The sequence below is a fragment of the Dactylosporangium siamense genome (assembly GCF_016862795.1).
Classification (GTDB): Bacteria; Actinomycetota; Actinomycetes; order Mycobacteriales; family Micromonosporaceae; genus Dactylosporangium; species Dactylosporangium siamense.
The window spans coordinates 1-22,778 of the sequence record NZ_BONQ01000118.1 but is presented as its reverse complement, the minus strand read 5'-3'; the positions used below and the strand labels follow the sequence as shown (position 1 = coordinate 22,778).

Here is a 22,778-nt window from a genome sequence, read left to right as displayed (position 1 = left end):
GTCAGAGCATCCGCACGGATTCGGAGCGGGCGATCTCCGGCGCCGTGGGCGGCAGCGACTCGTACTTCCTCAGCAGCGCGTGCACGACGAAGACGTACGGGGTCTGCGAGATCAGCCCGGTGACCGTCGCCGTGACCCGCGTGCAGCCCTTCCCCACCGGGACCGACTGCCACGTCCAGCCCGGCTGCGGCCCGGTCAGCAGCTCCTGCGACATCCACGTCAGCTGGTACTCCACGACGTTGGGATCGCCGACGTTCCACCAGCTGACGGTCGCGGACGTGGTGTTCGGGACCACCGACGCGCCGTTGATGACGCCGGGGCGGACCACGCCGGTGCACTCGGTCGGGCTCATGCTCGGCGTCGGGTAGCTGCGGCTGACCTTCGGCAGCGGCGAGATCGACGCGAGGGGGCCGCGGACCGGCGCGCCGGTGGTCATCCCGGCGGACGGGTCGACGGCGTCGCCCTTCGAGTACACCGTCTTCTGCGGCAGGTCGAGGACCTTGCCGCCCTTCTTCGCCCCTGAGCCGGCACCTGAGCCAGCCCCTGAGCCGGCCCCTGAGCCGCCGAGGCCGGGCAGCACGCCGCACCCGGCGACGCCGGCCAGCAGTGCCGCGGCCAGGACGAACGCCGCACCGAGCCGCCGTTTCACATGAGGTACATCGGCGGCCCGGAGCGGGGGTTTAGGGCGGGTCTCAGGTGGCTTCGATCGTGCCGGTGCCGACGAGGACGAGCAGGAGGGTGCCGAGGGCGACCCGGTACACGATGAAGACGGTGTAGGTGTGCCGCGCCACGAACTTCAGCAGCCACGAGACGGCCAGGTAGCCGACGGCGCCGCTGACGAGGGTCGCGGTGATCGTGGCGGGCCAGCCCACGCCGGAGGCGATGTTGTCGTGCTCGTCGGCGATCTGCAGGACGCCGGCGGCGAGCAGCGCGGGGATGGACAGGAAGAACGACAGCCTGGTGACGGTGACCCGGTCGAAGTCGCGCAGCAGGCCCGCCGACATCGTCGCGCCGGAGCGGGAGATGCCGGGGATGAGGGCGAGGGCCTGGGCGGTGCCGATGATCAGGGTGTCCTTCCACGTCACCTCGGCCTCGTGGCGCTGCTGCGTGGCGGCCCGGTCGGCGAACCACATGACGCCGGAGAACGCGATGAGGGCGCCGCCGACGAACCAGAGGCTGCGCAGCGTGGTCTCGATCTGGTCCTTGAACAGCAGGCCGATGACCGCGACGGGGATCGAACCGAGGATCACCGACCAGGCGAAGCGGTAGTCGGCGTTGTCGCGGCGGGTCTTGTCGAACAGCCCGCGGAAGAACGCGGGGACGATCCGGGCGATGTCGCGGCGCAGGTAGATCGCGGTCGCCAGGACGGCACCGGTCTGGATGATCGCCGTGAACGCGGTGATGTCGGGGTCGTCGATCGAGTAGCCGAGGAGCTTCTCCAGGATGGTGAGGTGGCCGGTGCTGGAGATCGGCAGGAACTCGGTCAGGCCCTCGACGAAGCCGAGGAGGACCGCCTCGAAGATGTTCACCGGCGGGCCGCGGGGAGCAGGCCGGCGATCGCGGCGGCGAGCCGGTCGGGGGCGCCGGCGGCGGTGGTCAGGAACAGCGACGGCTCGGTCAGCTCGACCTCGATGACGACCGGGTCGCCGGAGGGGGTCGGCAGCAGGTCGACGCGGGCGTAGAGCAGCGCGGACCGGTCGAACGGCAGGGCGTCCAGGACCCGTTCGGCGAGGGCGTGCTCGGCCGGCGACGGTGTTCTCGGCGTGATGGATTCCTCCTGGTACAGGGTGTCGACGCCCTCGTCCGGGCCGGTGAGGATCGGGCCCTTGCGGATCGCGTGGCTGAACACGCCCCCGATGAACAGCAGGGCCGTCTCGCCGGCGGTGTCGACGTCGGCGAGGTACGGCTGCACCATGACCAGCCGCCCGGCGTCCTGCAGCCGGCGCACGTGCGCGACCGCGAGGTCTTCCTGCTCGGGCAGCCGGTAGCGGCCGGTGTCGACGCTGCCGACGCTCACGGCCGGCTTGACCACGATCTCGCCCTGGGTCTCGCCGTCTTTTTGCAGGTCGACCGGGTCACCGGGGTCGATCCACGTCGTAGGGACGATCGGGATGCCGGCCTCGGCGAGCTCGCGCAGGTAGCGCTTGTCGGTGTTCCAGGCGATGACGTCGGCCGCGTTGGCGAGCTGCGGCACGGATCCGGCCCAGGCGGTGAACTCGGCCCGGCGCCGCGGGTAGTCCCAGGTGTTGCGCACCACGGCGAGGTCGTACCCGGACCAGTCGACGGCGGGGTCGTCCCAGACGGTGGGGACGGCGGTGATGCCCGCGGCCGCGAGGGCCGGCACCAGGCTCTGGTCGTCAGGGTCGAGGTCGGGCAGCTTGGCGCAGGTAACGAGAGCGACCCGGGCACCGGCCCGGGTCGCGGAACATGACTGTTCGATGATCACGCAGCGAAGATACCGACCTCAGCGGGAAAGGACACGCCGCCCCATGGAGCGCCAGAGGTCGTTGCTGGGCCGCATCTGCTCGAGCAGCTCGCGCTCCCAGCCGTTCTCGATCTTCACACCGGCCTGCACGCAGGCGGATCGTGCAATGTCAGTGCCTTCGGCCATCTGGTCGCCCCAGACGCCGTCCTCCCCGACGAGCACGATGCGGGCACCGCGCCGGCCGACGTACTCGATGACTGCCTTGGCGCCGCCGTGGTCGTCCGCGAAGGACTTGATGCCGGAGATCAGGCTGCCCGGCACCGGGCGGCTCAGGGTCATCGTCGTATCGGAACCATCTGCCATGACGGCCACACTAAAGGGGTAACCCGCCACTCGTGGGTGAACCACGGTCCTGGTGTGACCGTAGTTACTGACAGGTTTAGTTCATCTGGGGTTCTTTTTGCCCCGACAGAACCCGTTAAAACCGGATATTCAGGCGCCTGTTTTCATGACCCAACGAGAGACATGCATCACGTGAAGTAGGCCGACGCGCGGTGTGCCAAGAATTCGGGCGTTTCTGGGTTAAGTCCCGCTTAGGTCGGCATTTCGCAGCGGTCAAGTCGCCCCCGGCGCGGATCTGATCCGGCCCGGGGTGCAACGAAATCACTGGATGAAGACGTCTACTCCGATCGCCACGCACAGCAGCGTGAGATACGTGACCGACCAGTGGAACAGCCGCATCGGCTTGAGCGGCTCGCCGCGGCGGGCCCGGCCGTCCAGCCGGTGGGCCTCCAGCAGCAGCAACGCGCCCACGACGACCGCGACGACCCCGTAGACGGCGGTCATCCCGAACGGCCACAGCGCCACCGAGGCGGCCACCGTCAGCCAGCTGTAGATCACCGTCTCCAGGCCGACCCGGCGCATGCTGGCCACGACCGGCAGCATCGGGATGCCGGCGCGGGCGTAGTCGTCCTTGAACTTGATCGCCAGGGCGTAGAAGTGCGGCGGCTGCCACAGGAAGACGACCGCGAACATGACCCACGCCGGCCAGGCCAGCCCACCGGTGACCGCGGCCCAGCCGATCAGCACCGGCGCCGCGCCGCACGCGCCGCCCCAGACCGTGTTCTGCGGGGTGGTGCGCTTCAGCCACAGCGTGTAGACGAGGTCGTAGTAGGCGATGGCGCCGACGGTGAGCAGCGTCGCCAGGAGGTTGGTGAACGTCGCCATCAACACCGTGGACAGCGCCGCCAGGGTCAGCCCGAAGATCAGCACCGCCCGCGGCGTGATGCTGTGCGTGGCGAGGGGGCGGCGCGAGGTCCGCTTCATCAGCGGGTCGATGTCGCGGTCGATGTAGCAGTTGAGCGCGTTGGCGGCGCCGGCGGCCAGGGAGCCGCCGATCAACACCACGGCCATCAGCCACGGCGACGGCACGCCACGCTCCGCGAGGAGCATCGCCGGGACGGTCGTGATGAGCAGCAGCTCGACGATGCGGGGCTTGGTCAGCGAGACATAGGCCTTGACCACGGCGCCGAACCCGGCCCGGCGGTCGGCGGCCTGCTCCTGCTGGGCCCGGGCCAGTGCCGCTGCCGTCGTGGGGCGGACCGGGCCGGACGCGCTCTGGCTCTGGGGGACCGCCGTGCGGTCGACGAGCTGCGTCACGTCTGGATAGCCACCTTCCGGCTCGGCCACACCTGGCCCGCCTGCCGCACCGGCCGCGGCCGGAATACGGCGCGGCAGGGGTAGGGCGGAACCGAGGGTCCCGCCGAGACCGGCGGGCTCTCGCATCCTAGAACAGGATCAACGCAGGCCAGAGCGGGACCCCACCACATCGGCGGACGCCTCCGTGCGACCGGGGGACGGCGGCCGTGTGGCGGCTGCGCGGCGGGTGGCCGTGCCGTCCCAGCAAAAGTTTCGCGCAGGGCTGAACCGATCCGGGTTTGCCGCCGACATCACACATCCGGGCAGTCGCGCAGCGGTGAACGGACATGCGGCCATCGACTACCGTTGCCGCAGGCAGTATCTCTGGCAGTGTCGCCGATGTCCGAAACATGGTCGACTGCGCGTGGGGCTACCCGTTCGTGGGTAGGGTCGATCTGAACAGCCCTGCTATCCCTCGTTCGACAGGAGCAGCACAGCCGTGAGCGCTGAAGAGGTCAAGGGTCCTGAGATTTCCCGGTCGGGGCTTTCCTGGTCCGACGTCGACCGCCGAGCGGTCGACACGGTGCGGGTCCTCGCCATGGACGCCGTCGAGAAGTCCGGCAACGGCCACCCCGGCACGGCGATGAGCCTGGCACCCGCGGCCTACCTGCTGTTCCAGAAGGTCATGCGGCACGACCCGACCGACCCGAACTGGATCGGCCGCGACCGCTTCGTGCTCTCCTGTGGACACTCGAGCCTGACGCTGTACATCCAGCTGTACCTCTCGGGCTACGGCCTGAGCCTCGACGACCTCAGGTCGCTGCGGCAGTGGGGCTCGCTCACCCCGGGGCACCCCGAGCACGGGCACACCGCCGGTGTGGAGACCACCACCGGCCCGCTCGGCCAGGGCATCGGCAACGCGGTCGGCATGGCGATGGCGGCCCGCCGCGAGCGTGGCCTGTTCGACCCCGAGCCCGCCGTCGGGGAGAGCCTGTTCGATCACCACGTCTACGTGGTGGCCTCCGACGGTGACATCGAGGAGGGCATCAGCCACGAGGTCAGCGCGATCGCCGGCCACCAGAAGCTGGGCAACCTCGTCCTCATCTACGACGACAACGAGATCTCGATCGAGGACGACACCAAGGTCGCCAAGAGCGAGGACGTCGCCGCGCGGTATGCGGCGTATGGCTTCCACGTGCAGACCGTCGACTGGCGCGCCGGCCACGACGCGGGCGACGGCGTCTACGCCGAGGACGTCGAGGCGCTGTGGGACGCGATCCAGGCCGCGAAGGCCGAGACGGAGCGCCCGTCGTTCATCGCGCTGCGCACGATCATCGGCTGGCCCGCCCCGAAGAAGCAGAACACCGGCAAGATCCACGGCTCGGCGCTCGGCGCCGACGAGGTCGCCGCGACCAAGCAGATCCTGGGCTTCGACGCGCAGCAGACGTTCGAGGTGTCCGACGACGTCCTCGCGCACACCCGCGCCGCGATCGAGCGCGGCCGCGAGCTGCACGCCGAGTGGGACAAGGGCTTCGAGGCGTGGAAGGACACCGCCGGCGACCGCGCCGCGCTGCTGGAGCGGCTGTTCTCGGGCCAGCTGCCGGTCGGCTGGCACAAGGCGCTGCCGGAGTTCCCGGCCAGCGAGAAGGGCATCGCCACCCGCAAGGCCTCCGGTGACACGCTCGGCGCTCTCGCCGCGGTCCTGCCGGAGCTGTGGGGCGGCTCCGCCGACCTGGCCGAGAGCAACAACACCACGATGGAGGGCGAGCCGTCCTTCCTGCCGCCGCAGTTCGCCACGAAGGCGTTCCCCGGCAACGAGTACGGTCGCACGCTGCACTTCGGCATCCGTGAGCACGGCATGGGCGCGATCCTCAACGGCATCAAGCTGCACGGCCCGACCCGGCCCTACGGCGGCACGTTCCTCGTGTTCTCCGACTACATGCGGCCCGCGGTGCGCCTCGCCGCGATCATGAAGCTCCCCGTCGTCTACGTGTGGACGCACGACTCGATCGGCCTCGGCGAGGACGGCCCGACGCACCAGCCGGTGGAGCACCTGACCGCGCTGCGCGCGATCCCCGGCCTGTCCGTGGTCCGCCCGGCCGACGCCAACGAGACCGCGTGGGCGTGGCGCCGGGCCCTGGAGGTCACCGACCACCCGGTCGCCCTCGCCCTGAGCCGGCAGAACCTGCCGACGCTGGACCGCACCGAATACGCGTCGGCCGAAGGCACCGCCAAGGGCGGCTACATCCTCAAGGACGCCTCCGACGGGCAGCCGAAGGTGATCATCATCGCCACCGGCTCCGAGGTGCAGCTCGCCGTCGGCGCCCAGCGGCGCCTGGAGGCCGAGGGCACCCCGACCCGGGTCGTGTCGATGCCCTGCCAGGAGTGGTTCCAGGAGCAGGACCTGGCCTACCGCCAGCAGGTCCTGCCGACCGGGGTCAAGGCCAAGGTCACCGTCGAGGCCGGCATCGCCATGTCGTGGCAGCACATCCTCGGCGACTACGGCGTGGCCGTCAGCATCGAGCACTACGGCGCGAGCGCCCCCCACACCGTGTTGTTCGAGCAGTTCGGCTTCACCGTCGACAAGGTCGTCGCGGCCGCGCACGCCTCGCTCGCCAAGGTCGGCGTGATCACCGGCACCACCACCGGCACCTGAGCATCGGCACCTGAGCATCGGCAATCTGAGACACCGGCATCTGAGTTAGAGGAGCATAGCGATGAGTTCCGATCGGCTGGCCGAGCTCTCCGCCGCGGGTGTGGCGGTCTGGCTCGACGACCTCTCCCGGGCGCGGCTGAGCACCGGCGGCCTCGACAAGCTGCGCCGTGAGCAGCACGTCGTGGGCGTCACCACCAACCCCACCATCTTCGCCAAGGCGCTGACCTCCGCCGAGGACTACGCCGGCCAGGTGAAGGACCTCGCCCTGCGCGACGCGCAGGTCAACGAGGCGATGCGCACGCTCATGACGTATGACGTGCGCTGGGCCTGCGACGTCATGAAACCCGCCGCCGACGCCAGCAAGGGTGTCGACGGCCGGGTCTCCATCGAGGTCGACCCCGGCCTCGCGGCCGACACCGCCCGCACCGTCGCCGAGGCGAAGGCGTTGTGGTGGCTCGTCGACCGCGACAACCTGTTCATCAAGATCCCCGCGACCCGGGAAGGCCTGCCGGCGATCACCGCCGTGCTGGCCGAGGGCATCAGCGTCAACGTGACCCTGATCTTCTCCCTGGAGCGCTACGAAGCGGTCATGAACGCGTTCTTCGCCGGCATCGAGCAGGCCAAGGCCAACGGCCACGACCTGTCCAAGATCGGTTCGGTCGCGTCGTTCTTCGTGTCGCGCGTCGACTCCGAATACGACAAGCGCCTCGACAAGATCGGCACCGACGAGGCGAAGGCGCTCAAGGGCAAGGCCGCGATCGCCAACGCGAAGCTCGCGTACAAGAAGTACGAGGAGCTGTTCTCCTCCGAGCGCTGGCAGACCCTCGCCGACGCCGGCGCGCAGCCGCAGCGGCCGCTGTGGGCGTCGACATCGACGAAGAACCCCGAATACCGCGACGTCATCTACGTCGAGGAGCTGGTCGCGCCGGGCACGGTCAACACCATGCCCGAGTCGGTCATCCACGCGTTCGCCGACCACGGCGAGGTCCGCCTCGACGCGATCACCGGCTCCTACGCGGAGGCCCAGCAGGTCATGGACGCCCTCGCCGCGGTCGGCATCGACTACGACGACGTCGTGCAGGTCCTCGAGCGCGAAGGCGTCGAGAAGTTCAGCGTCAGCGGCAACGAGATGATCGAGACCGTGAAGTCCGCGCTCGAGGCCGCCAAGTAAGGCACGTTTTTGTAGTCTGGTGATCTTGCAGGTCATCTCCAGGGGGTGCGGGTGCCTGATCTTCTCGACGACGTCACCGCGGCGGCCGGACTCACGGTGTTCGGCGCCGCGGCCGTCGCCGGTGAGATCGACACCCGCACCGCCCTGCCCGACTGGTCCCCCGACTACGACGTGGTGCCGCGGGTCACCGCGCTCCGCACCGAGCTGCGGGCCGTCGGCCTCGACCACGTCGTCCTCGTCGCCGGCGACCTTGCCGGCAACCTCGGCGGCGACCTCGCCGGGGCCCGGGCGGCCGAGGCGATCACCCGCACCCTCGGCATGCCGCTGACCGTCCTGTCCGGCACCGACCCCCAAGGCGTCGCCGCCGCCGTCGCCGACCGGTTGCAGCGCACCGTCGTCGTGCTGACCTCGACGTCGCCCACCTCGACGCCCCTGGCGACGGACAGCCACCGGCGGGCGTACCTGCAGGCGTTCGAGGACCACGGGATCCACGACCTCGGCCGCCGGTTCGTCTTCGTCACCGTCCCCGGCTCGCCCCTCGCGACGACCGCGCTGGAGATGGGCGCGCAGCTGTTCCTCGCCCAGCCGGGTGCGCTGTCCGCGTTCTCGCTGGTGCCGGCCGGTCTCGCCGGCGCCGACATCGGCGACCTCGTCGAGCAGGCGTTCGCCCTGGCTGAGCCGCCGCGGCGCGCCGCGGGGCCGGCCGGGTTCGCGTTGCCGCCGGCCGGGTTCGCCCCGGCCGTGTCGTTGCCCGCCGCGGCCCCACGTGCCGGGTTCTCCGCGGGGTTCTCTGCCGGGTCCGCCGCCGGGTCCTCTGCCGGCTCTCACGCCGGTCAGCTCGGGCATCCGGCCGTCGCGCTCGGGTCCGCCCTCGCCGCCGCCGTCGACGCAGGGCGGAACAAGTTCGCCCTGGCGCCCGACGGCAGCGGGATCGTCGGGCTCGGCGAATGGGTGGCCGCCCTGCTCGCCGCCTCGGGTCCCGCCACCTCAGGGCCCGCCGGCTCAGGGCCCGCTGCCTCAGGGCCCGCTGCCTCAGGGCCCGCCGGCTCAGCGCCCACCGCGTCGGGACCTGCCGGCTCAGGATTCACCACGCCGGGGCCTCCCGGCTCACGGGTTCCCGGCTCGGGGCCCGCCACGACAGGGGGCGCCGGCTCGCGGGCCGTTGCGGTCGTGCTGGAGACGCCGAGCAGCTGGGGGCACGAGGGGCCGGACGTGCTCAGCGTGACCATCGGCGGGGCCCTCGTCCCCGGGATCATGCCGGGCGGCGGCATCGCCCCCGACCTCGCCGTCAACGGGCCGCTCGGCGCGCAGCTGCTCGCCTGGGAGCAGGCCCTCACCGTCGCCGGCCTCATCGCCCCCGCAGGGCCCCCCGGCGCGGGGCCCGCCGGCACCGGTCGTCCGTCCTCGCAGGAAGGGGTGCTCCGGGTCCTCGACACGGGGCTGCCGCCGCAGGTGCCCAGGTTCGTCGACGGGGCCGTGGAGGTGCACGGGGCCGTCACCGCGACGACCCTGATCGGTGCCCTCGACGAGTTCGCACAGGCCGTGCCGCCCGGAGCGATCCTGGCGGTGCACGCGTACCTCGACAGGATCGGCGATGCCGCGGCCCTTTCCGTGCGGACCGGACTCGCCGGCCGGGTCAATCGCGCCGTGACGTTCGCCTGGGGCGGTGGAGCCGTCCAGCCCGCTGCGGGCGTCGGCGGCGCTGCCGGTACCCCTGCCGAAATGACGATCCAGATCACCGGCGCGGTCACAGCGGACCTGCGGGTGCCCGGGCGTCCTTATACGTTCGGCGAACTCCAGGCCGCCGAGGCCGCGGACGACCGGCAGGCCCTGCTCGACCGGGGCCGGCCGTTGCTACGACTGCACCTGACCGACCGGACTTCCGGTATCGACCAACTGTTGGCCGCCCTCGGAGGGTGAGTGTGATGACCAATCCCTTGCGGGACCCGCAGGACCGGCGACTGCCTCGGATTCCCGAGCCGTGCGCGCTGGTCATCTTCGGTGTCACCGGTGACCTTGCCCGCAAGAAGCTCATCCCGGCGGTCTATGACCTGGCCAACCGGGGTCTGCTGCCGCCAAGCTTCGCGGTGCTCGGCTTCGCCCGGCGCGACTGGGGCGACGGCGACTTCGAGGACCTCGCCCGCAAGGCCGCGCAGAGCGGCGCCCGCACCGCGTGGCGGGAGGAGGTGTGGTCCCGGCTGGCCGGCAACATCAAGTTCGTGCCCGGCTCGTTCGAGGACGACGCCGCGTTCGACCACCTGGCGCAGACCCTCTCCGACCTGCACGACGAGTCCGGCATCCCCGGCAACGCGGCGTTCTACCTGTCGATCCCGCCGTCGGCGTTCCCGGTCGTGCTCAAGCAGCTCGAACGCACCGGCATGTCCGACAACGCGAAGTCCGGCGGCTGGCGGCGCGTCGTGGTCGAGAAGCCGTTCGGCTACAACCTGACCACGGCCCGGCAGCTCAACGACCTCGTCGACGACGCGTTCACCGCGCAGGACGTGTTCCGCATCGACCACTACCTGGGCAAGGAGACGGTCCAGAACATCCTGGCGCTGCGCTTCGCGAACAACCTGTTCGAGCCGGTGTGGAACTCCAACTACGTCGACTCGGTGCAGATCACGATGGCCGAGGACGTCGGCATCGGCACCCGCGCCGGGTTCTACGACACCGTCGGCACCGCCCGCGACGTCGTGCAGAACCACCTGATGCAGCTCCTCGCGCTCGTCGCGATGGAGGAGCCGACCGCGTTCGACGCGACCGCGATCCGCACCGAGAAGCTCAAGGTCCTCAATGCGATCACGGTGCCCACGGACGTGTTCACCAACACGGTTCGCGGGCAGTACCTGACCGGTTGGGTCGCGGGCGAGCGGGTCCCCGGCTACCTCGAGGAGAAGGACGTCCCCGAGGAGTCGAAGACGGAGACGTACGTGGCGATGCGCCTCGGCGTCCAGAACCGCCGCTGGGCCGGGGTGCCGTTCTACGTCCGGGCCGGCAAGCGCATGCCGCGCCGGGTCACCGAGCTCGCGATCTCCTTCAAGAAGGCGCCGCACCTGCCGTTCCACCAGACCGACGTGGAGATGCTCGGGCACAACCAGCTGGTCATCCGGGTCCAGCCCGACGAGGGCGTGATGCTGAAGTTCGGCTCGAAGGTCCCCGGCACGACGATGGAGGTCCGCGACATCGCGATGGACTTCCAGTACGGCGAGGCGTTCACCGACGCCAGCCCCGAGGCGTACGAGCGGCTCATCCTCGACGTCCTCGTCGGCGACAAGACGCTGTTCCCCGACTCGGCCGAGGTCGAGGCGAGCTGGAACGTCATCGACCCCCTGGAGGAGGCGTGGGCGGGTTCGACGCCCGAGCCGTACCGCGCGGGCGAGTGGGGTCCGCGAGCAGCTGACGAGATGCTGGCCCGCGAGGGCCGCGCCTGGCGCCGGGCCTAGTGGGGGGATTCACGTCATGATCGGACTTTGGGACACCACCGGTATCGAGGTCGTCAAGGCCCTCGCGAACGAGCGCCGCAGCGCCGGGGGCCTCACCAGCGGCCTCGCGCTCACGCTCGTCGCCGTCGTCGACGAACGGCAGGTCCGGGAGGCGGAGGCGGCCGCGACCATCGCCGCGTCCGCGCACCCGTGCCGGCTGCTCATCATCGTGCGCGCCGACGTCACCCAGCAGCGGTCCCGCCTCGACGCGGAGATCGTCGTCGGGGGCCGCCTCGGCCCGTGCGAGGCGGTCGTCATGCGCATGCAGGGCCGCCTCGCGCTGCACGCCGAGTCGGTCGTCATGCCGCTGCTCGCCCCGGACGTGCCGGTGGTGACCTGGTGGCAGTGCGCCCCGCCGGAGCGGATCGCGTACGACCCGCTCGGTGTCGTCGCGGACCGCCGCATCACCGACAGCGCCCAGGCCGCGGACCCCGTCGGCAACCTGCGCATCCGCGCCGACGACTACGTGCCCGGCGACACCGACCTGTCCTGGTCCCGCATCACCCCGTGGCGCACGCTCCTCGCCGGCGCGTTCGACGCCACCAACATCGGCGTCAAGGCGGTCGAGATCATCGCCCCGGACACGGACCCGACCGCGCCGCTGCTCGGCGGCTGGCTCGAGGCCCGGCTCGGCGTCCACCCGACCCGCCGCAGCGGCCAGGGCAAGATCATGGAGGCGGTGAACCTGGAGCTCGCCGACGGCAGCACCATGAACCTCATCCGCGACCTCAACGCCGGCATCGCCACCCTCCAGCGCACCGGCCAGTCCGACCGGATCCTGCCGTTGAGCCGCCGTCCGCTCGGCGAGGAGCTCGCCGAGGAGCTGCGCCGCCTCGACCCGGACCAGCCCTACGCGGCGGCGCTCGCGGCCGCGACCGGCCGGAGCAGCCTCGACGAGCGGCTCGCGCCGCGGGTGCACATCTGGAAGGACCCGGCACTCGCCGAGCGTCCCGAGGCCACTCCCCTGGAGCCCGTCGCTTCATGACCGCCGTCGTACACAACCATGCCAGCCCTCAGCTGCTCGCCGAGGCCGTCGCCGCCCGCCTGATCGTCCGGCTCTCGGACGCGCAGGCGGAGCGGGGCGTCGCATCCGTGGTCCTCACCGGTGGCCGCATCGCCGCCAAGATCTACGCCGCGGTCCGCGACAGCCCGGCCCGCGACGCCGTCAACTGGTCCCGGGTCGAGTTCTGGTGGGGCGACGAACGGTTCCTGCCCTCCGGCGACCCCGACCGCAACGAGACCCAGGCCCGCGAGGCCTTCCTGTCCTCCCTGCCGGTCGACCCGGACCGGGTGCATCCGATGCCCGCGGCCGACGGTGTCGACGCCGCCGCGGCGGCGTCGGCCTACGCGGACTCGCTCGCCGCCGCTGTTTTTGATGTCGTCCTGCTGGGCGTCGGCGAGGACGGCCATGTGGCGTCGCTCTTCCCGGGGTACCCGGCGCTCACCGACCCCCGGCCGGTCGCGGACGTCCACGACAGCCCGAAGCCACCGCCGGTCCGCCTCACCCTCACGCTGCCGACCCTCAACACGGCGGCCGAGGTGTGGCTGCTGGCGTCGGGCGCCGGCAAGGCGGACGCGGTGCGCGAGGCGCTGAACGGCGCGGCGTCGCTGCCCGCGGCGAAGGTGCACGGCCGCGAGCGGACGCTGTGGCTGGTCGACACCGACGCCCTGGCGCCACGCTCGTAGCCCGCGCCGCGCCTTCCTCCGGTGGTCCTTGCGCACCACCGGCCGCGGAGGTGACGCTCCGGGCCGGCCGCCAGGGGGCCGCGTGGACGACCAGCGAAGTCCTGCGATCTTGCCGCCGTGGTCGAAGGACGGCCGGCCCGCGGCTTCGATCACCAGGAAGATCCGCTCCGAGGGCTGGACGAAGTTCGCAGAAAGGCTTATCCGGGGACGCGGGAACGCCGGGACAGGCGTTCCCGCGTCCCCGGCTCTTTGACGAGCAGTCGGGAGTCTTCGCTCCGCGACTCCTGGCCGCTGCCCGAACCCTTCCGGATCATGGAATCCGAGCGCCCGCTGGAATCGGCCGAGGGCGGACTGCGTGCCTGCAGCTCCCGCGGCAGCCGTGCCGCCTTCGATGCGCCCCGCGGCCGTGATCGAAGGACAGCTCTGGCCATCCACACGACCGGGACACGCCTTCGATCGCCAGGCGGATCAACGGGCGAGCGGACGGAACCGAAGACCCGCCCTCGTGGACAGCCAGCGGGCGCCCGCGGCTTCGGCGGGCGGGCCGGGCTTCGATCCGCGTTGGATCCCGGCTGGGGTCGCACAGACGGCGTTGCCGGCGGTTGATCAGGGCGGCACCCGTCGGCCGGCCCGACGGGTCGGCCGACGAACCGGGTGCTGGGCTAGTTGCGGCGCTGGCGGAGGCGGGCGAGCGCCTCGGCCAGGATCGCCTCGCCGTCCTCTTCGGAGCGGCGTTCCTTCACGTAGGCCAGATGGGTCTTGTACGGCTCGGTGCGGGGGCGCTCCGGCGGGGCCTGCTCGTCCTGACCCGCCGGAAGTCCGCACCGGGGGCAGTCCCAGGTGGCGGGGGGCGTGATCTCGGCGGCGAAGGCGGGCTCGGTCACGTGCCCGTTGGCGCACCAGTAGGTGATGCTGCGGCGGGGGGCCTGTTCACCGCGTTCGGCCCAGCGCATCGGGCCGGAACCGACTCGGGTCCCGCGGATGGCGTTACCAGCTGCCACGGCTGCTCGCTCCTGTTCGTCGGGGGGTGCGACGTCGTGCGGAGGCAGGAGTGTGGGCGAAAAACACCTGCGCGCGGGCCGTCGACCGGACCGCGCGCATGAGTGTAGAACGCGGAGCGTGTTCAGACACCAGCATTCTGGACAATTTTCAGCCAGAGGCCAAGTCCGATGATGCAGGCGAACCAGATGATGCCGACCAGCAGCGTGTAGCGGTCGAGGTTCTTCTCAGCGACCGAGGAGCCGGCCAGGCTGGATGAGACACCACCGCCGAACATGCTCGACATGCCACCACCCTTGCCGCGGTGCAGCAGCACGAGCAAGGTGAGCAGGACGCTCGTGATGAGGAGCAGCACGATCAGGGTGTAGGCGAACGCCGTCATGGCGCGGTCGTCCTCTCGGTGGGCGGAAAGCTACCGCCGAAGCTTACTGGATTAGACGAGGCCCAGGGCACACAGGTCGGGCTGGCCGAACTGCGGGTGGATGAAGCCGCCGCGGACCTTGTTGCCGGACATCCGCAGGGCCTTCATGTAGATGATCGGGATGGAGACGGCCCGGCTCGCGATCTTCTCGTCGAGCTCGCCCCAGAGCCGGTACTGCCGCTCCGGCACCGACTCCTCCAGGGCCGCGGTGATGTCGTTGTTGATCTCGGGGTCGTTGAGCAGCGCGTAGTTCTGGTTGTTGGTGGCGTTGGCCTTGGTCGGGATCAGCCGGCCGTCGAACAGCGGCGGGATGACGGCGGAGCCGTTGGCCCAGTCCGGGATCCAGCCGGCCCACAGCAGGTCATTGGCGTTGGCGGGGTTGCCGATGACGTCGAAGTACGTCTCCGGGTCGATGCCGTTGACCTTGATCTGGATGCCGATCTGCTGATACGTCTCGACCATGGTCGTGGCGAGGCGCCGGATGTCCTTCTGCTCCGGGATGGCCAGGGTGAGCGTCGTGGCGCACGGCTTGCCCTTGTTGCGCTGGTCGTCCATCAGCTTCATCGCCACGTCGGGTTTGCCTTCGACGTTGGCGGTGCTGTCGTACAGGTCGAAGTCCTTGTGGGCCTTCAGCTGCGGGGCGATCATCGTGTTGGCGTAGTCGCCGAAGACGGAGCCGCCGAGGGCCGCGCGGAACTTGCGCTTGTTGAAGGCGAAGACGAGGGCCCGCCGGCAGTCCAGCTCGGGCATCCGCTTGGTGTTGAGCGACAGGTACCGGATGCCGCCGTAGCTGCCCTGGACCGCGCGGGCGGACAGCGCGGCGTCGTTGACGACCTGCTGGACGAAGTTCGGGGCGACGTTCTTGTCCAGGTCGATCGTCTCCGCCCAGTCGCCCTCGCTCTGGATCAGGTTCGAGGTGACGGTCGGCAGGTCGCCGTTGGCCTCGATCACGATCTTGTCGGGGTACGCCTTGCGGACGCTGTCGGTCTTGCGGTCCCAGTACTGGTTGCGGACGTAGACGAGCTGCTGGTCGGAGTTCTCCTGCAGCTTGTAGGGCCCGTTGGAGAACGGCTTCTTGTCGTATTCACCCTTGGTGTCCTGCTTGGCGAGGACCGGCGCGAACACGGACATGGCGGCGGTGTAGCCGAAGTCGCCGACCGGCTGGGACAGCGTGAACTTGATGTTGCGGTTGTCGACGCACTGCACGGACTGCAGGCCCTTGCCGTTGTTGTTGCCGCCGACGAACGGGCCCGCGTAGTTGTCGGTGCCGGCGAGGTACGTCTTCGCGTACGGCTGGGCGACGCTGAACAGGCTGGAGAAGCTGCGCTCCACGCCGTACTTCACGTCGGCGCAGGTGATCGGGGAGCCGTCCTCCCAGCGGATGTCGTCCTTGAGCTGGAAGTCCCAGACCCGGTTGCCCTCGCTGGGGCGGCCGGCGTCGGTGGCCAGGTCGCCGACGATCTCGCTGGCGGCCTCACCGGGCTCGGAGCGGAACGTGGTGAGGGTCCGGGTGGTGAGGCGGCTGACGTTGGCCTCGGTCGCGGTCGCGATGCGCTGCGGGTCCAGGTGGGCCGGCTTGGCGCTGACGACGACGCGGAGGGTCCCGCCGGTCTTCGGCGGCTGCGGCTGGTTCTCGGCGCCGGCGTCGCTGCACCCCGCCGTGGCGAGCAGGGACAGACCGACCAACGACGCAACGAAACGCTTGCCGTGCATGCTCGTCCCCACTCGTCATGGTCGACCCGTTCGTGGCGGGTGGCCTTGGCTTGAATCCCGCGCGAGCTGGTGCGCGGGTACGTCCGGCAACCCGGTGTCGGGGCTGCGGACCAGGCCACTTTAGGCGGCGTTCACACCGTGCGGAACGTGGGGTGGGATACAAAACAGCGTCGCGCGGCCCGAATCCGGACCGCGCGACGCTGCGTTGAGAAGCGGTTACTTGCCGAGACGGCAGATGCGGACAAAACCCTCCGCATCGATGCTGGCGCCACCGACGAGCGCGCCGTCGATGTCGGGCTGCTCGATGATCGAGGCCACGTTGTCGTGCTTGACCGACCCGCCGTAGAGGATGCGGATCCGGTCGGCGGTGCCGCCGGTGTACTTCTCCGCGAGGCGGGTCCGGATCGCGCCGATGACCTCCTGCGCGTCCTGCGGGGTCGCGACCTTGCCGGTCCCGATGGCCCAGACCGGCTCGTACGCCACGACGATCTTCTCGACCTCGTCGGTCTTGATCTTCTCGAGCGCGGCGTCGAGCTGCGCGAGGGTGTAGCCCACGTGCTCGCCGGCCTCGCGGACCGCCAGGCCCTCGCCGACGCACAGGATCGGGGCGATGCCGTTCGCGAGCGCCGCCTTCACCTTGGCGTTGACGAGCGCGTCGTCCTCGTTGTGGTACTGGCGGCGCTCCGAGTGCCCGACCACGACGTACTGGCAGCCGAGCTTCGCCAGCATCGCGCCGGAGATCTCGCCCGTGTACGCGCCCGACTTGTGCTGCGACACATCCTGCGCGCCGTAGCCGATGAGCAGCTTGTCGCCGTCGGTCAGCGTCTGCACGCTGCGGATGTCGACGAACGGCGGCAGCACGACCACCTCGACGTCGGTCAGCTGCTGCTCGTTGAGGCTGAACGCCAGCTTCTGCACCAGGGCGATGGCCTCGAGGTGGTTGAGGTTCATCTTCCAGTTGCCGGCCATGAGCGGCCGGCGGCCTGTCGCTTCCGCCATCGCTCAGCCCTCCAGTGCCGTGATGCCGGGGAGTGCCTTGCCCTCGAGGAACTCCAGGGACGCACCACCACCGGTCGAGATGTGGCTGAACCCGTCCTCCGGGATGCCGAGCGCACGCACGGCCGCGGCCGAGTCGCCGCCACCGACCACGCTGAAACCGTCGATCTTCGTGATCGCCTCAGCGACGCCACGGGTGCCGGCGGCGAACGGCGCGAGCTCGAACACGCCCATCGGACCGTTCCAGAACACGGTCTTCGCGGACTCGACGGCCTGCGCGAACAGCACCACCGACTCCGGTCCGATGTCCAGGCCGAGCTCGTCGGCCGGGATCGCGTCCGCGGCGACGACCTGGGTCTTCGCGTCGGCCGCGAACTTGTCGGCGGTCACCACGTCGACGGGCAGCACGATCTTGTCGCCGCCCCGGGCGAGCAGGTCCGCGCAGGTGGCGACCATCTCGTCCTGCAGCAGGCTCTTGCCGACCTCGTGGCCCTGGGCCTTGAGGAAGGTGAAGCACATGCCGCCGCCGATCAGCAGCTTGTCGACCTTCGGCAGCAGCGCCTCGATCACGGCGAGCTTGTCCGAGACCTTGGAGCCACCGAGGATCACGACATACGGCCGCTCAGGGTTGCCCGTGAGCTTCGACAGCACGTCGAGCTCTTTCTGGACGAGGCCGCCGGTGTACCGCGGGAGCAGCGCAGCCACGTCGAACACGCTGGCGTGCTTGCGGTGCACGGCACCGAACGCGTCGTCCACGTAGACGTCGGCGAACTGGGCCAGCTGCCCGGCGAACTCGCCGCGCTCGGCCTCGTCCTTGCTGGTCTCGCCCTTGTTGAAGCGCAGGTTCTCCAGCAGTGCCACGTCGCCGTCACCGAGCCCGGCCACCGCGGCCCGGGCCGTTTCGCCGACGGTGTCGGTGGCGAACGCGACCGGCTTGCCCAGCAGCTCGCCGAGCCGGTTCGCGACCGGCCGCAGCGTGTACTTCGGGTCGGGCTCGCCCTTCGGGCGGCCCAGGTGCGACACGACGGTGACCCGCGCGCCGGACTCACGCAACGCGTTGAGCGTCGGCAGGACCGCCCGGATGCGCCCGTCGTCGGTGATCTTTTCTCCGTCGAGCGGAACGTTCAGGTCGGCGCGCAGGAGCACGCGCCGACCCGCGACGCCCTCGCTCAGGAGGTCGTCGAGCGTCTTCACAGGCCGGTGCCCACCAGCGTGACGAGGTCGACGAGGCGGTTGCTGTAGCCCCACTCGTTGTCGTACCAGCCGACGACCTTCACCTGGTTGCCGATGACCTTGGTCAGGCCCGCGTCGAAGATGCACGACGCCGGGTCGGTGACGATGTCGCTGGAGACGATCGGGTCCTCGGTGTAGACGAGGATGCCCTTGAGCGGGCCGTCGGCGGCGGCCTTCATCGCGGCGTTGACCTCGTCGACCGTGGTCTCACGACCGACGGTGACGGTCAGGTCGGTGGCCGAGCCGGTCGGGATCGGCACCCGCAGCGCGTAGCCGTCCAGCTTGCCCTTGAGCTCGGGCAGGACCAGCGAGACCGCCTTGGCGGCACCGGTCGAGGTCGGCACGATGTTGAGCGCGGCGGCGCGGGCGCGACGCAGGTCCTTGTGCGGGGCGTCCTGCAGGTTCTGGTCCTGCGTGTACGCGTGGATCGTGGTCATGAGGCCACGCTCGATGCCGAACGTGTCGTTGATGACCTTGGCCATCGGCGCGAGGCAGTTCGTGGTGCACGACGCGTTGGAGATGATCGTGTGGTTCGCCGCGTCGTACTTGTCCTCGTTGACGCCCAGGACGACCGTGACGTCCTCGCCCTTGGCCGGCGCCGAGATGATGACCTTCTTGGCGCCCGCCTCGACGTGCACCCTGGCCTTGTCGGCGTCGGTGAAGATGCCGGTCGACTCGATCACGACGTCGGCGCCCAGGTCGCCCCACGGCAGCTTCGACGGGTCACGCTCGGCGAGCGCCTTGAACGTCTTGCCGTTGACGGTGATCTCGTCGGAGGTCGCCTTCACCTCGTAGGGCAGGCGGCCCAGGATGCTGTCGTACTTGAGCAGGTGCGCCAGCGTCGCGTTGTCGGTGAGGTCATTGACGCCCACAACCTCGATGTCAGCGCCCTTGGCCAGCGCCGCACGGAAGAAGTTGCGGCCGATGCGGCCGAAGCCGTTGATGCCAACCCGGATGGTCACTTCGACACATCTCCTCGCCTCGTCGCGGCCGGCCGTTGCCGATGCCGGTCGCCCGTGAGTGATCATGGCTCGCCCGGTCGGGGGCCTGATCGCTGAGGCCCATGAGCGGGGAGCGGCCGCGTGGAGCGGCATACGGACGGCTTCGTCGCCGAACAGGAAAACCCTATCGCCTTGGGGCCGCCGGATTGCCGTCGGGGTGTCTGAGCACACAGCCCGGGGCCGTTCCGACCGACCGGCACCACGGGCAGGCACCCACCCGGGCGACGACTCGATCTTGGCGCCGTGACGGTTGTGCCCCTTGGGACGGAACGCACCTGTGGCATGTCCGCTTTGCGGCCGAAAATACGATTATCGGCGTGAGAACTGGGCGCGGTTTCACCGGCCGGCGGGCCGTACGGGAGCGCCGCCATGATCGAAGGCGCGCACCGGCTGTGTGGGCAGTCACCCGCACGACCACCAGAAGACTTCGATCAGCCGCCCACCGTCAACCCGGCGGCAATCCAGGGGATCAACGCCAGGTGACACGCTTCGGATCGCTCCGCCCACCCACCGACCGGCCACACGCGACGCCGCCGTGATCGAAGGCGCATGCCGATCGCGCGGACGACTGTCCGTTTCGGGGACAACCACCAGACGATTCGATCTGCCCATGGTCAACCTGGCGGCAATCCCAGGGATCAACACCAGGTGACACGCTTCGGATCTCGCGACTCACCCACTTGACCGGCGGACCACACGCGACGCCGCCGTGATCGAAGGCGCACCGGCCGCCCGGACAACCGCCAGACGACTTCGATCTGTGAACCGCCCACCGTCAACCCGGCGGCAATCCAGGGGATCGACGCCAGGCGACACGCTTCGGATCTTGCCCGGCGTGATCGAAGTCGTCACGCGGTCGCGCCGGCGACCCGACCGCGAGCGTGGGGTTCATGATCGAGACGGCACGACGCGGACGGCACGACGCGGACGGCACGCCCGGCCGCAGGCGCGGACGGCCAGGGTCCGGGCGGGCGCGGATGCGGCCGCCCGGCGGCTGCGTGCTTGTCACGACCGCAGGTCGTGGCTGCGCGACTGACCGCGGAGGTGGCAGGGAGGCCGTTCACGGCCGACCGGTGGCTGACGGGAGCGGCGGTCGCGCCCACGACGGACCGGAGCCGTCCGGATCGGTCAGCTGACCAGCATCTCCGGGGTGACGGCGGATTCGGTGTCCGGGATTCCGAGGTCGCGGGCGCGCTTGTCGGCGAGGGCGAGCAGACGCCTTATGCGTCCGGCGATCGCGTCCTTCGTGAGCGGCGGGTCCGCGAGGGCACCCAGCTCCTCCAGGGAGGCCTGCCGGTGCTCCAGGCGCAGGGTGCCGGCGCTGAACAGGTGCTCGGGGGCGTTCTCGGCGAGGATCTCCATCGCGCGGGCGACCCTGGCGGCGGCGGCCACGGCGGCGCGGGCGGAGCGGCGCAGGTTGGCGTCGTCGAAGTTGGCGAGCCGGTTGGCGGTGGCCCTGACCTCGCGGCGGACCCGGCGTTCCTCCCACGTGAGGACGCTCTGGTGCGCGCCGATCCGGGTGAGCAGCGCGGCGATCGCGTCGCCGTCCTTGACCACGACGCGGTCGACGCCGCGGACCTCGCGGGCCTTCGCGGTGATGCCGATGCGCCGGGCGGCGCCGACGAGGGCGAGCGCGGCCTCGGGGCCGGGGCAGGTGATCTCCAGCGCGCAGCTGCGGCCCGGCTCGGTCAGCGAGCCGTGCGCCAGGAACGCGCCTCGCCAGGCCGCGACGGCGCAGCACATGTTCGCCGAGACGACGTGCGGCGGCAGGCCGCGGACGGGCCGGCCACGGACGTCGAGCAGGCCGGTCTGCCGGGCGAGCGCCTCGCCGTCCTTGACCACCCGGACGATGAAGTGGCTGGCCTTGCGCAGACCACCAGAGGCAAGAACGTGAATTTCGCTCTGGTACCCGTAAACCTCGGAAACCTCCCGCCGCAGCCGGCGGGCGGCCGCGTTGGTGTCGAGCTCGGCCTCGACGACCACCCGGCCGGAGACGATGTGCAACCCGCCCGCGAAGCGGAGCAGCGCGGCCATCTCGGCGCGCCGGCAGCAGGGTTTGGCTACGTCCACCCTGCTCAGCTCGTCCTTGACCGCAGCGGTCATCGCCATTCTGTCGTCACCTCGCGGGGCTCAATCGAACTGTCGGTCGTGCTGCTCAGCAGTGGTTCCAAGGCTGTCGCCAGCGCGTGCGGGTCGTGCAGCGGTGCTCCGTCCGCGACGGCCACCGGCGCGAGCACCAGACGGGCACCCAGCGATTCTGCCGCACGATGGACCGGTTCGGGGTCGCCTACGGCTTTCCCGTCGGCAAGAACTACATCGACATGTAACCCAGGTAGGTAACGACGCAGGGCGGCAAGGTGTTCCGGCAGGGTCAATCCAGTCGTTTCACTGTCGGGTGCGAGGTTCAGTGTGACCAGGCGCTTCGCTCCACTCATGGAGATCGCTGCGGCGAGCTGCGGCACCAGCAGGTGCGGAATCACGCTGGTGAACCACGATCCGGGCCCGAACAGCAACCAGTCCGCGTCGGTGGTCGCCCGCACCGCCTCGACGCAGGCCTCGGGCGTCGCCGGCACCAACCGGACCCGGTCGATCGTCTTGAGGGTGACGGCGACGGCGTGCTGACCGCGTACGGTGACGACCTCGCCACCTTCGGACAGGTCCGCCTCGATGTGCAGCGGCTGCCGGGACATGGGCAGGACCCGCCCGTCGCAGCGGAGCATCTCGGCCGCCTGGTCCAGCGCGACGACCGGGTCACCGGCGAGCTCCATCAGCGCGCACAGGACGAGGTTGCCGACGGGGTGCCCGGCGAGGTCATCGCTGCCGGCGAACCGGTGCTGGAACACCTCGGCGATCGCCTCCTCGTCGGCGAGCGCGGCGAGCGCCTGCCGCAGGTCGCCCGGCGGCAGGATGTCGCGGGTCGCGCGCAGCCGCCCGCTGGACCCCCCGTCGTCGGCGACGGTGACGACGGCGGTGATGTCCAGGGGCATGTCCTGGTGGATGAGGCGGAGCGCGCGGAGCGAGGCGGACAGGCCGTGGCCCCCGCCGAAGGCGACGACCCGCACCGGCCGCCGGGCCGCGCCGGGGGTTGCGACGGCGGCGTGGCGGCCAGCGGGTGTCACGCGGCCGGCTGCCGGCTCGTGACCGGCCGCTGTCGCGTGGGCCAACGGCGTCGCGTGGCCCGAGGGCGTCGCATGGCTGGCCGGCGTCGCATGGCCAGCAGGCACCGCGCGGCCGGCTGCCGTCTCGTGACCGGCCGGTGTCGCGTGGCCCGAGGGCGTCGCGTGGCCGGCTGCCGACTCGTGGCCAGCCGACGTCGCGTGGCCCGAGGGCGTCGCGTGGCCGGCTGCCGACTCGTGG

General features: G+C 70.7%; 19 protein-coding genes. 6 read left to right on the top strand and 13 right to left on the bottom strand.

Features of this window, described 5'->3' with window-relative positions:
- Nucleotide 1: 1 nt before the first annotated feature.
- The 5 genes from Dsi01nite_RS37245 to Dsi01nite_RS37225 form a co-directional block, all read right to left on the bottom strand.
- A complete protein-coding gene (locus tag Dsi01nite_RS37245; protein WP_203851075.1) occupies nt 2-649 on the bottom strand; it encodes a fibronectin type III domain-containing protein in 648 nt (215 codons plus the stop codon).
- Between the two features lie 43 nt (nt 650-692).
- A complete protein-coding gene (locus Dsi01nite_RS37240; RefSeq protein WP_203851074.1) occupies nt 693-1,529 on the bottom strand; it encodes an undecaprenyl-diphosphate phosphatase in 837 nt (278 codons plus the stop codon).
- A complete protein-coding gene (locus Dsi01nite_RS37235) occupies nt 1,526-2,440 on the bottom strand; it encodes an ATP-grasp domain-containing protein (RefSeq protein WP_203851137.1) in 915 nt (304 codons plus the stop codon). Before Dsi01nite_RS37235 ends, Dsi01nite_RS37240 begins: the two co-directional genes overlap by 4 nt.
- Nucleotides 2,441-2,464: 24 nt before the next feature.
- Complete coding sequence (locus Dsi01nite_RS37230; protein ID WP_203851073.1) at nt 2,465-2,788, bottom strand: hypothetical protein; 324 nt, start codon at nt 2,786-2,788, stop codon at nt 2,465-2,467.
- Between the two features lie 300 nt (nt 2,789-3,088).
- Nucleotides 3,089-4,003: a heme o synthase gene (locus Dsi01nite_RS37225; protein ID WP_308442123.1), complete on the bottom strand. Its 915-nt coding sequence runs from the start codon at nt 4,001-4,003 to the stop codon at nt 3,089-3,091.
- Nucleotides 4,004-4,592: 589 nt separating this feature from the next.
- Between Dsi01nite_RS37225 and tkt the strand changes: the two genes are divergently transcribed.
- The 6 genes from tkt to pgl all read left to right on the top strand — a co-directional run bounded on the left by tkt (nt 4,593) and on the right by pgl (nt 13,058).
- Nucleotides 4,593-6,719 carry a transketolase gene (gene tkt / locus Dsi01nite_RS37220; protein WP_203851136.1) on the top strand — a complete coding sequence of 709 codons (2,127 nt, stop codon included), beginning with the start codon at nt 4,593-4,595 and terminating at the stop codon, nt 6,717-6,719.
- Between the two features lie 61 nt (nt 6,720-6,780).
- Nucleotides 6,781-7,890 carry a transaldolase gene (tal, locus tag Dsi01nite_RS37215; protein WP_203851071.1) on the top strand — a complete coding sequence of 370 codons (1,110 nt, stop codon included), beginning with the start codon at nt 6,781-6,783 and terminating at the stop codon, nt 7,888-7,890.
- Nucleotides 7,891-7,941: 51 nt separating this feature from the next.
- Entirely contained in the window at nt 7,942-9,810 is a 1,869-nt protein-coding gene (locus Dsi01nite_RS37210; RefSeq protein WP_203851070.1) for a hypothetical protein, read from the top strand.
- A 5-nt stretch (nt 9,811-9,815) separates the two neighbouring features.
- Nucleotides 9,816-11,333 (top strand): glucose-6-phosphate dehydrogenase, encoded by a 1,518-nt coding sequence (zwf, locus tag Dsi01nite_RS37205; RefSeq protein WP_203851069.1) that lies wholly within the window; start codon nt 9,816-9,818, stop codon nt 11,331-11,333.
- Between the two features lie 16 nt (nt 11,334-11,349).
- Nucleotides 11,350-12,357: a glucose-6-phosphate dehydrogenase assembly protein OpcA gene (locus Dsi01nite_RS37200; RefSeq protein WP_203851068.1), complete on the top strand. Its 1,008-nt coding sequence runs from the start codon at nt 11,350-11,352 to the stop codon at nt 12,355-12,357.
- Complete coding sequence (gene pgl / locus Dsi01nite_RS37195) at nt 12,354-13,058, top strand: 6-phosphogluconolactonase (RefSeq protein ID WP_203851067.1); 705 nt, start codon at nt 12,354-12,356, stop codon at nt 13,056-13,058. The genes Dsi01nite_RS37200 and pgl overlap by 4 nt, the downstream gene beginning before the upstream one ends.
- Nucleotides 13,059-13,720: 662 nt before the next feature.
- Here pgl and Dsi01nite_RS37190 read toward each other — a convergent pair.
- From Dsi01nite_RS37190 to Dsi01nite_RS37155, 8 genes are all read right to left on the bottom strand, one after another.
- Nucleotides 13,721-14,059 (bottom strand): RNA polymerase-binding protein RbpA, encoded by a 339-nt coding sequence (locus tag Dsi01nite_RS37190; RefSeq protein ID WP_203851066.1) that lies wholly within the window; start codon nt 14,057-14,059, stop codon nt 13,721-13,723.
- A gap of 122 nt (nt 14,060-14,181) precedes the next feature.
- Entirely contained in the window at nt 14,182-14,439 is a 258-nt protein-coding gene (secG, locus tag Dsi01nite_RS37185) for a preprotein translocase subunit SecG (RefSeq protein ID WP_203851065.1), read from the bottom strand.
- 51 nt (nt 14,440-14,490) lie between these two features.
- On the bottom strand, nt 14,491-16,164 hold the full coding sequence (locus Dsi01nite_RS37180) for an ABC transporter substrate-binding protein (protein ID WP_203851064.1): 1,674 nt from the start codon (nt 16,162-16,164) through the stop codon (nt 14,491-14,493).
- A 243-nt stretch (nt 16,165-16,407) separates the two neighbouring features.
- On the bottom strand, nt 16,408-17,190 hold the full coding sequence (tpiA, locus tag Dsi01nite_RS37175) for a triose-phosphate isomerase (protein ID WP_203851063.1): 783 nt from the start codon (nt 17,188-17,190) through the stop codon (nt 16,408-16,410).
- A gap of 3 nt (nt 17,191-17,193) precedes the next feature.
- The gene (locus Dsi01nite_RS37170) at nt 17,194-18,381 is read right to left on the bottom strand and encodes a phosphoglycerate kinase (protein WP_203851062.1); all 1,188 of its coding nucleotides are present in this window, start codon (nt 18,379-18,381) and stop codon (nt 17,194-17,196) included.
- A complete protein-coding gene (gene gap / locus Dsi01nite_RS37165) occupies nt 18,378-19,382 on the bottom strand; it encodes a type I glyceraldehyde-3-phosphate dehydrogenase (RefSeq protein WP_203851061.1) in 1,005 nt (334 codons plus the stop codon). Before gap ends, Dsi01nite_RS37170 begins: the two co-directional genes overlap by 4 nt.
- Nucleotides 19,383-20,549: 1,167 nt before the next feature.
- A complete protein-coding gene (gene whiA / locus Dsi01nite_RS37160) occupies nt 20,550-21,530 on the bottom strand; it encodes a DNA-binding protein WhiA (protein WP_203851060.1) in 981 nt (326 codons plus the stop codon).
- Complete coding sequence (locus tag Dsi01nite_RS37155; RefSeq protein WP_239136444.1) at nt 21,521-22,540, bottom strand: gluconeogenesis factor YvcK family protein; 1,020 nt, start codon at nt 22,538-22,540, stop codon at nt 21,521-21,523. The genes whiA and Dsi01nite_RS37155 overlap by 10 nt, the downstream gene beginning before the upstream one ends.
- Between the last annotated feature and the right edge of the window lie 238 nt (nt 22,541-22,778).

Bases quoted from the DNA above. Each gene is read 5' to 3' on its own strand.
- tal (WP_203851071.1), top strand. From the start codon at position 6,781: ATGAGTTCCGATCGGCTGGCCGAGCTCTCCGCCGCGGGTGTGGCGGTC.
- secG (WP_203851065.1), bottom strand. From the start codon at position 14,439: ATGACGGCGTTCGCCTACACCCTGATCGTGCTGCTCCTCATCACGAGC.
- zwf (WP_203851069.1), top strand. From the start codon at position 9,816: ATGACCAATCCCTTGCGGGACCCGCAGGACCGGCGACTGCCTCGGATT.
- whiA (WP_203851060.1), bottom strand. From the start codon at position 21,530: ATGGCGATGACCGCTGCGGTCAAGGACGAGCTGAGCAGGGTGGACGTA.
- Dsi01nite_RS37230 (WP_203851073.1), bottom strand. From the start codon at position 2,788: ATGGCAGATGGTTCCGATACGACGATGACCCTGAGCCGCCCGGTGCCG.
- pgl (WP_203851067.1), top strand. From the start codon at position 12,354: ATGACCGCCGTCGTACACAACCATGCCAGCCCTCAGCTGCTCGCCGAG.
- tpiA (WP_203851063.1), bottom strand. From the start codon at position 17,190: ATGGCGGAAGCGACAGGCCGCCGGCCGCTCATGGCCGGCAACTGGAAG.
- Dsi01nite_RS37200 (WP_203851068.1), top strand. From the start codon at position 11,350: ATGATCGGACTTTGGGACACCACCGGTATCGAGGTCGTCAAGGCCCTC.